This window comes from Rhodococcus sp. APC 3903, from assembly GCF_030407755.1.
In the GTDB taxonomy this organism is placed as follows: domain Bacteria; phylum Actinomycetota; class Actinomycetes; order Mycobacteriales; family Mycobacteriaceae; genus Rhodococcus_F; species Rhodococcus_F erythropolis.
The window spans coordinates 262,008-273,627 of the sequence record NZ_JASDCV010000005.1 but is presented as its reverse complement, the minus strand read 5'-3'; the positions used below and the strand labels follow the sequence as shown (position 1 = coordinate 273,627).

The 11,620-nt window shown below is 63.7% G+C and carries 10 protein-coding genes; all 10 read left to right on the top strand.

Features of this window, described 5'->3' with window-relative positions:
* Nucleotides 1-4: 4 nt before the first annotated feature.
* The 10 genes from QMA15_RS09580 to metK all read left to right on the top strand — a co-directional run bounded on the left by QMA15_RS09580 (nt 5) and on the right by metK (nt 11,596).
* Complete coding sequence (locus QMA15_RS09580; protein ID WP_003944773.1) at nt 5-571, top strand: transporter; 567 nt, start codon at nt 5-7, stop codon at nt 569-571.
* Nucleotides 568-1,743 carry a glutamine-hydrolyzing carbamoyl-phosphate synthase small subunit gene (carA, locus tag QMA15_RS09575; RefSeq protein ID WP_279163860.1) on the top strand — a complete coding sequence of 392 codons (1,176 nt, stop codon included), beginning with the start codon at nt 568-570 and terminating at the stop codon, nt 1,741-1,743. Before QMA15_RS09580 ends, carA begins: the two co-directional genes overlap by 4 nt.
* A complete protein-coding gene (carB, locus tag QMA15_RS09570) occupies nt 1,743-5,099 on the top strand; it encodes a carbamoyl-phosphate synthase large subunit (RefSeq protein ID WP_019748372.1) in 3,357 nt (1,118 codons plus the stop codon). The genes carA and carB overlap by 1 nt, the downstream gene beginning before the upstream one ends.
* Nucleotides 5,096-5,917 carry an orotidine-5'-phosphate decarboxylase gene (pyrF, locus tag QMA15_RS09565; RefSeq protein WP_021332968.1) on the top strand — a complete coding sequence of 274 codons (822 nt, stop codon included), beginning with the start codon at nt 5,096-5,098 and terminating at the stop codon, nt 5,915-5,917. Before carB ends, pyrF begins: the two co-directional genes overlap by 4 nt.
* Nucleotides 5,918-5,974: 57 nt before the next feature.
* Nucleotides 5,975-7,174 carry a glycosyltransferase 87 family protein gene (locus QMA15_RS09560; RefSeq protein WP_269577226.1) on the top strand — a complete coding sequence of 400 codons (1,200 nt, stop codon included), beginning with the start codon at nt 5,975-5,977 and terminating at the stop codon, nt 7,172-7,174.
* A gap of 369 nt (nt 7,175-7,543) precedes the next feature.
* A complete protein-coding gene (gene mihF / locus QMA15_RS09555) occupies nt 7,544-7,864 on the top strand; it encodes an integration host factor, actinobacterial type (RefSeq protein WP_003944825.1) in 321 nt (106 codons plus the stop codon).
* A gap of 36 nt (nt 7,865-7,900) precedes the next feature.
* A complete protein-coding gene (gene gmk, locus QMA15_RS09550; RefSeq protein WP_020907704.1) occupies nt 7,901-8,500 on the top strand; it encodes a guanylate kinase in 600 nt (199 codons plus the stop codon).
* A gap of 98 nt (nt 8,501-8,598) precedes the next feature.
* Complete coding sequence (rpoZ, locus tag QMA15_RS09545) at nt 8,599-8,898, top strand: DNA-directed RNA polymerase subunit omega (protein WP_003944996.1); 300 nt, start codon at nt 8,599-8,601, stop codon at nt 8,896-8,898.
* Between the two features lie 44 nt (nt 8,899-8,942).
* A complete protein-coding gene (coaBC, locus tag QMA15_RS09540) occupies nt 8,943-10,193 on the top strand; it encodes a bifunctional phosphopantothenoylcysteine decarboxylase/phosphopantothenate--cysteine ligase CoaBC (RefSeq protein WP_020907705.1) in 1,251 nt (416 codons plus the stop codon).
* A gap of 188 nt (nt 10,194-10,381) precedes the next feature.
* Complete coding sequence (gene metK, locus QMA15_RS09535) at nt 10,382-11,596, top strand: methionine adenosyltransferase (RefSeq protein ID WP_003944827.1); 1,215 nt, start codon at nt 10,382-10,384, stop codon at nt 11,594-11,596.
* Nucleotides 11,597-11,620: the final 24 nt, after the last annotated feature.

The window sequence follows — 11,620 nt, the reverse complement described above, 5'->3', positions numbered from 1 at the left end:
CGTCATGGACAGAGCACTGTGGATCATCGGTCTGGCGATCTTCTGGGTCGCGATGATCGGCCTGATGTACGTCGGCTGGCGTGGACGCGCTCGACGCCAGAAAGACAAGATCGGCGAACTGCCGACGGTACCGGCAACCCTGGGTGAACTGCTCGTCCTGCCGACCACCGGCCTGTACGTCGGTAGCACCATCGCGCCCAGTTGGCAGGACCGCATCGCCGTCGGCGACCTCGGTTTCCGCGCCACCTGCGAGATCAGCCGCTACAGCGGCGGAATTCTGGTCGAGCGTGACGGTGCGTCGGCCATCTGGATTCCGGAGAAGTCGATCCGTGCGATCCGCACGGAGAACGGTCTTGCCGGCAAGGTCATGAGCAAGGACGGCGTCCTGGTGATTCGCTGGGAATTGCCGAGCGGAACCGAGATCGACACGGGCGTGCGCGGTGACGACAAGACGGTTTATCCGGACTGGGTCAAGCCGGTAACTGCTTCGAACAAGACTGCTTCGAACAAGACGAATGACAACGAAGACGCAAGCTCTGGCGACATCGAGCAGAACGGAAAGAACGCATGAGCGGCTTTGGCAACAGCCCCGCAGTACTGGTCCTCGAAGACGGACGGGTGTTCCGCGGAACCACCTTCGGTGCGGTTGGACAGACCCTGGGCGAAGCGGTGTTCAGCACCGGCATGACCGGCTACCAGGAAACGCTCACCGATCCCAGCTACCACCGCCAGATCGTGGTCTCCACCGCGCCGCAGATCGGCAACACCGGCTGGAACGACGAAGACGACGAGTCGGTCGGACCGACCGGCGAGAGTTCCGGTGCCAAGATCTGGGTTGCCGGGTACGTCGTTCGTGACCCCTCGCGCGTCACCTCGAGCTGGCGTGCAACCGGTTCGCTGCAGGCCAAGCTCGAAGAGCAGGGCATCGTCGGAATCGCCGGGATCGACACTCGTGCCCTGGTTCGCCACCTGCGTACTCGCGGTTCGATGAAGGCAGGCGTCTTCTCCGGTGAAGCCATCGCCGCCGATGACGAACTGGTCCGACGGGTTCAGGATCAGCCGACCATGCTCGGCGCCGATCTTGCCGGTGAAGTCAGCACCACCAGCGGCTACGTCGTCGAGCCGAAGGGCGGGGAGGCGCTGTACACGGTTGCCGCGATCGACCTCGGTATCAAGACCAACACCCCGCGCATGTTCGCCGAGCGCGGTATCCGCGTCCACGTGTTGCCGTCCAACGCGAGCCTCGAACAGATCCTCGACCTGAAGGCCGACGGAGTGTTCCTCTCCAACGGTCCCGGTGACCCGGCCACCGCCGACGGCGCAGTGCACCTGACAAAAGAGGTCATCGGACAGGGCTTGCCGCTGTTCGGTATCTGCTTCGGCAACCAGATCCTGGGCCGCGCCCTCGGCCTGAGCACGTACAAGATGAAGTTCGGCCACCGCGGCATCAACATCCCGGTGATCGAGCATCAGACGGGTCGCATCGCGATCACCGCTCAGAACCACGGCTTCGCACTCGAAGGTGAAGCCGGCCAGGAATTCGACACCCCGTTCGGTCGCGCCGTGGTAAGCCACACCTGCGCCAATGACGGAGCCGTCGAAGGTGTTCGCCTGCTCGACGATTCGGCCTTCTCGGTGCAGTACCACCCGGAGGCGGCAGCCGGCCCGCACGACGCTGCGTACCTCTTCGACCGCTTCACCAGCCTGCTCTCCGCACGGAAAGAAACCGGAGTCAAGAACTAATGCCACGCCGTACAGATCTCAAGCACATCCTGGTAATCGGCTCCGGTCCGATCGTCATCGGTCAGGCCTGCGAGTTCGACTACTCGGGCACCCAGGCTTGCCGCGTCCTCCAGGAGGAGGGCCTGCGCGTCAGCCTGGTCAACTCCAACCCGGCCACCATCATGACGGACCCCGAGTTCGCCGACGCCACGTACGTCGAGCCGATCACGGCCGAGTTCCTCGAGAAGGTCATCGCCAAGGAAGCGTTGCAGGGCAACAAGATCGACGCCGTCCTCGCGACGCTCGGCGGTCAGACCGCTCTCAACGCCGCTGTGGCGCTGCACGAGCAGGGCATCCTCGAGAAGTACGACGTCGAGCTGATCGGCGCCGACTTCGACGCCATCCAGCGCGGCGAGGATCGCCAGAAGTTCAAGGACATCGTCGCCAAGGTCGGTGGCGAATCCGCGAAGTCCGCAGTTTGCTACACGATGGACGAAGTACACGCCACGGTCGCCGAACTCGGTTACCCGGTCGTCGTGCGTCCGTCCTTCACCATGGGCGGCCTCGGTTCCGGCATGGCGTACGACGTCGACGATCTCAACCGCATCGCCGGTGGCGGTCTGGCCGCGTCGCCGACGGCGAACGTCCTGATCGAGGAATCCATCCTCGGCTGGAAGGAATACGAACTCGAGTTGATGCGCGACAGTCGCGACAACGTCGTGATCGTCTGCTCCATCGAGAACGTCGACCCGGTCGGTGTCCACACCGGAGACTCGGTCACCGTTGCTCCGGCGATGACGCTGACCGACCGCGAGTACCAGGCGATGCGCGACCTCTCCATCGATATTCTGCGTGAGGTGGGCGTCGACACCGGTGGCTGCAACATCCAGTTCGCGATGGACCCGAAGGACGGCCGCCTGGTTGTCATCGAGATGAACCCGCGCGTTTCCCGCTCGTCGGCGCTGGCGTCGAAGGCGACCGGTTACCCGATCGCCAAGATGGCCGCCAAGCTTGCCATCGGCTACACGCTCGACGAGATCGTCAACGACATCACCAAGGAAACCCCGGCTTGCTTCGAGCCGACACTCGACTACGTCGTCGTCAAGGCTCCGCGGTTCGCTTTCGAGAAGTTCCCCGGTGCCGACGGAACCTTGACCACCACGATGAAGTCGGTAGGCGAGGCCATGAGCATCGGCCGCAACTTCACCGAGGCTTTCGGCAAGGTCATGCGTTCACTCGAGACCAAGCGTGCGGGTTACTGGACCGGCGCCGACATCGAGACGGAGAGCCTGGACGCCCTGCTCGCCGATCTGAGCGTTCCGCAGGACGGCCGCATGTACGGCATCGAGAAGGCATTCGCCCTCGGCGCAACTGTCGAGCAGCTCTTCGACGCCACCAAGATCGATCCGTGGTTCCTCGATCAGTTCCAGCAGATTCACGAGCTCGGTGAAAAGCTTCGCGCTGCAGAGTCTTTCGACGAGGCTGCCCTGCGTCAGGCCAAGTACCACGGCATCTCGGACCGCCAGATCGCGGCTCTGCGCCCCGAACTCGGTGGTGACACGCACGCAGGTGAGGACGCCGTTCGCGCTCTGCGTGATCAGCTGGGCGTGCGCCCCGTCTACAAGACCGTCGACACCTGCGCCGCAGAGTTCGAGGCCAAGACGCCGTACCACTACTCGACCTACGAGCTTGATCCCGAGGCCGAGTCCGAAGTTGCTCCGCAGACCGAGCGACCCAAGGTTCTGATCCTCGGATCCGGCCCCAACCGCATCGGCCAGGGCATCGAGTTCGACTACTCGTGTGTCCACGCTGCCCAGACGCTGTCCGAGGCCGGGTACGAGACCGTCATGGTCAACTGCAACCCCGAGACCGTCTCCACGGACTACGACACCGCTGATCGCCTGTACTTCGAGCCGCTGACATTCGAGGACGTCTTCGAGGTCTACCGCGCGGAGGCGCAGTCGGGCACCGTTGCCGGCGTCATCGTCCAGCTCGGCGGCCAGACCCCGCTCGGATTGGCGAAGCGCCTCGAAGCTGCCGGCGTTCCCATCGTGGGAACCAGCCCCGCAGCCATCGACCTGGCGGAGGACCGCGGCGAATTCGGTCGCGTGCTCACCGAAGCCGGTCTGCCTGCACCGAAGTTCGGTACCGCCACCACGTTCGACGGCGCCCGCGAGATCGCAGCAGGCATCGGCTACCCGGTGCTGGTGCGTCCGTCGTACGTGCTCGGTGGGCGCGGCATGGAGATCGTCTACGACGAGGCTTCACTCGCCGACTACATCTCGCGTGCCACGGAGATCTCCGACGATCGTCCGGTCCTGGTCGACCGCTTCCTCGAAGACGCGGTCGAGATCGACGTCGACGCTCTGTGCGACGGCACCGAGGTGTATCTCGGCGGCGTCATGGAGCACATCGAGGAAGCCGGCATTCACTCCGGTGACTCGGCGTGTGCGCTCCCGCCCATCACTCTGGGCCGTGCGGACCTCGAGAACGTCCGCCGCTCCACCGAGGCTCTCGCAAAGGGCATCGGCGTCAAGGGCCTGCTCAACGTCCAGTACGCCCTCAAGGACGACATCCTCTACGTGCTGGAAGCAAATCCCCGCGCCAGCCGTACGGTTCCGTTCGTCTCCAAGGCGACGGCCGTCCAGCTGGCCAAGGCATGCGCCCGCGTCATGCTCGGCGAATCCATCGCCGACCTGCGCGCAAGCGGCATCCTGCCGGCGACCGGCGACGGTGGAAACACCCCGGCCGGTGCACCGATCGCGGTCAAGGAAGCTGTGTTGCCGTTCAACCGCTTCCGCCGCGCCGACGGTACCGGCGTGGATACCTTGCTCAGCCCGGAAATGAAGTCCACCGGTGAAGTCATGGGTATCGACTTCGACTTCGGTACGGCTTTTGCCAAGTCGCAGACGGCCGCCTACGGGTCGTTGCCCACCACAGGCGCGGTGTTCGTCTCGGTCGCCAACAAGGACAAGCGTTCGCTGATCTTCCCGGTCAAGCGCCTGGCAGATCTCGGATTCACCATCCTTGCCACTGAAGGAACCGCAGATGTGTTGCGGCGCAACGGTATCGAGTGCAAGCAGGTGTACAAGCAGTCGGGTGAGGATGTTCCGGCCGGTGCCGAGACCATCGTCGACCAGATCCGCAGCGGTGAGGTCGCCATGGTCATCAACACCCCGTACGGCAACAACGGTCCGCGTGTCGACGGCTACGAGATCCGAAGCGCAGCAGTCGCGTCGAACATCCCGTGCATCACGACGGTCCAGGGCGCCTCGGCAGCCGTGCAGGGCATCGAAGCGGCCATCCGCGGCGACATCGGAGTTCACTCCCTGCAGGAACTGCACGCAGGTCTTCGTCAGCCGGCACAGCAGTCGTGAGTCACAGTTGGGGGCATCGTCTCCGGTCCGCGATCGCGGACCGGGGGCGGCTGTGCGTCGGTATCGACCCGCATCCCGCGCTTCTCGACGCGTGGGGACTGCCACGTACCGCCGAAGGTCTGGAGACTTTCGCCGAGATCTGCGTCGAGGCCTTCACCGGTGAGGTTGGACTCGTCAAACCTCAGGTTGCGTTCTTCGAGGCGTACGGAAGCGCCGGCTTCGCCGTGTTGGAGCGGACCATCTCGGTTCTTCGCGATGCTGGAACGCTTGTCGTCGCGGACGCCAAGCGCGGTGACATCGGTTCGACGATGGACGCGTACGCGCAAGCCTGGTTGGGTGATTCGCCGTTGGCCTCCGACTCGGTCACCGTTTCGCCGTACCTGGGATTCGGGGCGTTGGCTCCGACACTCGAACTGGCAAGGCAGAACGCACGCGGGATCTTCGTGCTGGCACGAACCTCCAATCCGGAAGGCGGCGTACTTCAGCAGTCGTCGGCTGACGGTGTGAGCGTGGCTCAGTCGATCGTCAACGCTGCGGTCGACGCGAACGCCGACGGACGCGACACCGTCGGACTGGTGGTCGGTGCAACTCGGGACCACGGTCTGGACCTGTCGCAGTTCAACGGCCCGATTCTCGCTCCGGGGCTCGGCGCGCAGGGTGCGACGGCAGCGGATCTCGCAGACATCTTCGCGGGATCGACCGAGCTCCTGCTCCCGAACACTTCCCGTGGGGTGCTCAAGCATGGTCCTTCGGTATCGGCACTTCGGGAGGCAGCAATGCGTGACCGAGACGAGATCGAAGCCGCATTGGCGCACTGATCCGTGAGTGACCTCGAGGCTCGTTCGAGCGGTGGAACCCGGTGGTACCGTCCGTCGGTGAATCGTTGGTGGCAGATCGGACTTCTCGTCGCGGCGTGCGCGCTGCTCGCCACCGGGTTCCAATCCGTCACCGGCGTACACGGCGACGATCTCGCCGTGTACCGGACGGCGGGTCAAGCCGTCCTCGACGGCTCGAACCTGTACGACGAGTCGTTCAACGCGAGACTGCCGTTCACTTATCCGCCCTTCGCTGCGCTCGTCGCCGTTCCGGTCGCCTTGGGTTCCTGGGGTGCGGTCCAGTGGGGATGGAGTTTCGTCAGCCTCCTGATGCTGGCCGCGATCATCGTGCTCAGCTATCGCGAAGTCCCGTTCACACGTAGGCGGCCCGTCGTCGTCTACGTAGGTTTCCTGGTCCTGTGGACGGCGGCATCGCCGATCTCCGATCACCTCGGGTACGGGCAGGTCGGGTTGTTCCTGACACTCCTGTGCCTGATCGACGTGCTGGCTCGACCACGGTGGATTCCCGAGGGTGTGCTGGTGGGGATCGCCGGGGCCGTCAAACTGGTGCCTCTCGTCTACATCGGTTACTACGTGATCACCGGGCGTTGGAAAGCAGTTGCGGGCGGCCTCGCCGGCTTCCTCGGCGCCACGGCACTCGGCTTTGCCGTTCTCCCGCGACAGACGATCGACTACTTCGGTGACATCGCCTCACTCTCGGGGCGCGTCGCGGTCGGTGACCCGTCCGTGTTCGGTAACCAGTCCGTGCGTGGAATGGCCTTACGGCTACTCCCCGAGGGCCTGGTGGGTCCGGCATGGCTCGTCGCCTGTGCAGTGTTGGGTGTCCTCGGAATTGTCGCGACGCGGCGCGCTCAGCGCCTGCGAGGTGATCTTGCCGGTTTCACGGTGGTTGCTCTGCTGGCGGCAATCGTTACTCCCATTGCCTGGACCCACCACTTCGTGTGGTTGGTGCCGGCGGTGGGTGTGCTCCTCGTTCCGATCAAGTCGGGCGTGGGGGAGGACACCCGATCGGTACCCGCGTGGTCCTGGATCGCGATCGGCCTCACCGCTGCGGTCGTGCTGTTTCGGCTTCCTCGGGTCGGCGCGGACATGGATATCCCGGTCGTCGGCTTCGTCCTGGAGAATTCATTGCTCTGGGCGAGCCTCGCGGTAGTACTCGCTCTTGCCACCCCCGGCGTGAGCCGCACCGAACCGGACACGGTCGATGCCGACGATCCGAAATCGTCGCTGCCGACCTGAAAACAGGCCGCGACACGCGCATGGGCGTCGAAAATGCTCGAAATTTTTGGATGTGTCGGCGACCACGTTCATTCCCGCAGGTAACGATTTCGCACACACGCATGGGGACGTCGCATCTGATGTATCGAAATGCTTTGTGTTACAGTCTATTTCGGTACTGTACGCACGTTCGTGTTGCGTCGAATCCGTCTCGATCCAGCCGAAAACGGCGATGATGTGTGACATCGATTCGACGCGCATAACCCACCGCGATCTGCATCGGACCGCGGGGGGTGGGTTAGCAATTCGCGCCAGGCGTGAGTACGGTCGCTATCGCTGCTGGTTATCAGCGGAATAGACAAAATTTGCACACGACGAGACGGAGGAACCGTGGCCCTTCCCCAGTTGACTGATGAGCAGCGCGCTGCTGCTTTGGAGAAGGCAGCTGCTGCCCGCAAGGCCAGGGCTGAGCTCAAGGAGCGCCTGAAGCGTGGCGGCACCGACCTCAAGCAGGTCCTCAAGGACGCCGAAGACAACGAAATCTTGGGCAAGATGAAGGTTTCGGCACTGCTCGAGGCGCTGCCCAAGGTGGGCAAGGTCAAGGCTCAGGAGATCATGACCGAGCTGGAGATTGCACCGACCCGTCGCCTTCGTGGCCTCGGTGATCGGCAGCGCAAGGCTCTGCTCACCAAGTTTGACTTCGAGGCCTGAGCCGACAAGTGATGATTGCTGACGCGGCAGTGTCTGATGATTGCTGACGCAACAGTGTCAGAGAGCAAGACCGCAGTGCGGAGGGGTCGGCTGGTTGTACTGGCCGGCCCTTCGGCTGTCGGTAAGTCCAGCGTCGTTCGCGAGCTGAGAACTCGGTTGCCTGAACTCGTTTTCAGCGTTTCGGCGACCACTCGCGATCCCCGTCCCGGTGAAGTGGACGGCAAGGACTACCGATTCACCTCCCGTGAAGAATTTCAACGGATGATCGACTCCGGTGAACTTCTCGAATGGGCGGAAATCCACGGCGGTCTACAGCGCTCCGGCACCCCCGCAGCTCCGATCGAAGAAGCGCTCGAAGCTGGAAAGCCCGTACTCGTCGAGGTCGATCTCGCCGGAGCACGAGCTGTCCGCAAGGCGATGCCCGAAGCTCTGTTGGTGTTCATGGCTCCACCGAGCTGGGACGTTCTGGTGCAACGGCTGACCGGACGGGGAACCGAAACGGAAGACGTCGTGGCACGCCGACTCGAGACGGCCCGAGTGGAATTGGCCGCACAAGACGAGTTCGACACGGTCATCGTGAACGAGGATGTAAGCCGTGCTTGCGATGAGTTGGTATCCTTGTTGGTTGGGAACTGATTCCGCACCCTTCGGGAACCGATTTCCGCCCCGTTTCTCAGATATCCGGATCGATAAAACTAGTTCTTCAATGAAGATCTAATTCAGGAGACACAAGAGTGAGCAGCACTTCAGCCGCGTCCGCAGCAGGTCAGGGCGCTCTGCCTGCCTACGACACCCCGCTCGGCATCACCAACCCGCCGATCGACGAGTTGCTCGAACGCACCTCTTCCAAGTACGCCCTGGTCATCTACTCGGCCAAGCGTGCGCGCCAGATCAACGACTACTACAACCAGCTCGGTGACGGCATCCTCGAGTACGTCGGACCTCTGGTCGAGCCCGGTCTGCAGGAAAAGCCGCTGTCCATCGCGTTGCGTGAAATCCACGCTGATCTCCTCGAGCACACCGAAGGCGAGTGAGCACCACGTCTGCCGCACCCGAACCTCGTTCGGGTGTCGGGGGAGTGTCCGACGCGCCCACATCGATACGTAAGCGCATTGTCGTCGGTGTCGGTGGGGGTATCGCCGCGTACAAAGCGTGCTCGATCATCCGCAGCTTCACCGAGAGCGGTCATCACGTCCGCGTGATTCCGACCGAATCCGCTCTGGAGTTCGTCGGCCGCGCCACGTTCGAAGCACTCTCCGGCAACCCGGTTCACACCGGCGTCTTCAACGACGTCCCGCAGGTTCCGCATGTCCGCCTCGGACAGGAAGCCGATCTCGTTGTCATCGCGCCGGCAACCGCTGATCTGATGGCGCGAGCTGTCATGGGCCGCGCAGACGACCTGTTGACAGCCACCTTGTTGACCGCACGCTGTCCGGTCGTCTTCGCCCCCGCAATGCACACCGAGATGTGGGAGCACCCCGCAACGGTGTCCAACGTGGCGACACTGCGCTCGCGCGGCGTCCACGTGATCGAACCTGCCTCCGGGCGTTTGACCGGAAAAGACACCGGGGCCGGTCGACTTCCCGAACCCGACGAGATCGTCGGGTTGGCATCGTTGCTCCTCGAGCGCTCGGACGCGTTGCCGCGCGACCTGGAAGGTCGCCGCATTCTGGTCACCGCCGGCGGTACTCGCGAGCCGCTCGATCCGGTGCGCTTTCTCGGTAATCGCAGCTCCGGCAAACAGGGCTACGCGCTCGCCCGTCTGGCCGCACAACGCGGCGCTCACGTCACGCTGATCGCCGGTTACACGGCCGATCTTGCCGACCCCGCCGCTGTCGACGTCGTGCACATCAAGACGGCCGAAGATCTCCGGTTGGCAGTGGAGAAGCACGCACCGGGACACGACGGAGTCGTCATGGCTGCAGCTGTCGCGGACTTCCGCCCCACCACCGTCGAAGGCAGCAAGATCAAGAAGGGCGCAAACGAACCCGACTCGATCAGCCTCACCAGAAACGCCGACATCCTCGCCGGTCTCGTCGAAGCGCGTCGTGACGGCGATCTGGACGCTCGAACGGTGATCGTCGGATTCGCCGCAGAGACCGGTGACGCCCATGGTGACGTTCTCAGTTACGCCCGCTCCAAGCTTGCCCGCAAAGGTTGCGACCTCCTCGTGGTCAATGCGGTCGGCGAGGGCAAGGCGTTCGAGGTCGATCACAACGACGGTTGGCTGCTCGGTTCCGACGGCTCGGAGTCCGCGCTCGAGCACGGATCCAAGGCTTTGATGGCCAGTCGAGTACTCGACGCCCTGGTCAAGCTCTTCCCCGAGTAGCGACACGCGCCCGGTGGTGAGAGTTACCCCACGATAATCGGGTGAGCACAAGGGTGTTGCGCAGGCGGTCCAACCGTTATCGTCGGCTCAGCCCCCAGCTAACAAAGCATGACAAAACGGTCACCGAACGGTGATTCGGATACTTCAATAAGCTGTAGTCAAGAACTCAGTCGTCGAGAGGGAGATCTGTGAGCAAGTCCGGCAGTCGGCTATTCACCAGCGAGTCCGTCACCGAGGGGCACCCGGACAAGATCTGTGACGCGATCAGCGACTCGATCCTCGACGCGCTGCTCACCCAGGACCCGCGCGCCCGCGTGGCCGTCGAAACTCTGGTCACCACCGGCCAGGTTCACGTAGCCGGCGAGGTCACGACCACTGCGTACGCAGACATTCCGAAGATCGTGCGCGACACGGTCCTCGAGATCGGCTACGACAGCTCGGCAAAGGGCTTCGACGGTAACTCCTGTGGCGTCAACGTCGCGATCGGCGCTCAGTCGCCCGAGATCGCGCAGGGTGTCGATCACTCGCACGAGGCTCGCGTCGACGGAATCAGCGACGACGAGATCGACCGTCAGGGTGCGGGCGACCAGGGCCTGATGTTCGGCTACGCCACCACCGACACGCCGGAACTGATGCCGCTGCCCATCGCGTTGGCTCATCGTCTCTCTCGCCGGTTGACCGAGGTCCGTAAGTCCGGCGTGCTGCCGTACCTGCGCCCGGACGGCAAGACCCAGGTCACCATCGAGTACGACGGTGACAAGGCTGTCCGTCTCGACACCGTGGTCATCTCCACCCAGCATGCCGCTGACATCGACCTCGACAACCTGTTGACGCCTGATCTTCGCGAGAAGGTGCTTCACTCGGTGCTGACCGACGTGAACCTCACCGATCTCGACACCTCCGATGTTCGTCTGCTGGTGAACCCGACGGGCAAGTTCGTCCTCGGTGGCCCGATGGGTGACGCCGGTTTGACCGGCCGCAAGATCATCGTCGACACCTACGGCGGAATGGCTCGCCACGGCGGCGGCGCGTTCTCCGGCAAGGACCCGTCAAAGGTCGACCGAAGCGCTGCCTACGCCATGCGTTGGGTGGCCAAGAACGCTGTTGCCGCAGGTCTGGCCGACCGCATCGAGGTTCAGGTCGCCTACGCCATCGGCAAGGCAGCTCCGGTCGGACTCTTCGTCGAAACCTTCGGCACCGAGAAGACCGATCCGGCACGGATCCAGAAGGCGATCACCGAGATCTTCGACCTGCGTCCGGGAGCGATCATCCGCGACCTCGACCTGCTGCGTCCGATCTACGCGCAGACGGCGGCATACGGTCACTTTGGTCGCACCGACATCGACCTCCCGTGGGAGAGCACCGATCGTGCCGACAAGCTGCGTAGCGCAGCTGGTCTCTGATCACTGACGTACAGACGGGGCGCG

What these genes read in the sequence shown, in the direction of transcription:
- carA (WP_279163860.1), top strand. Translation starts at nt 568, where the DNA reads ATGAGCGGCTTTGGCAACAGCCCCGCAGTACTGGTCCTCGAAGACGGA.
- gmk (WP_020907704.1), top strand. Translation starts at nt 7,901, where the DNA reads ATGATTGCTGACGCAACAGTGTCAGAGAGCAAGACCGCAGTGCGGAGG.
- carB (WP_019748372.1), top strand. Translation starts at nt 1,743, where the DNA reads ATGCCACGCCGTACAGATCTCAAGCACATCCTGGTAATCGGCTCCGGT.
- QMA15_RS09580 (WP_003944773.1), top strand. Translation starts at nt 5, where the DNA reads ATGGACAGAGCACTGTGGATCATCGGTCTGGCGATCTTCTGGGTCGCG.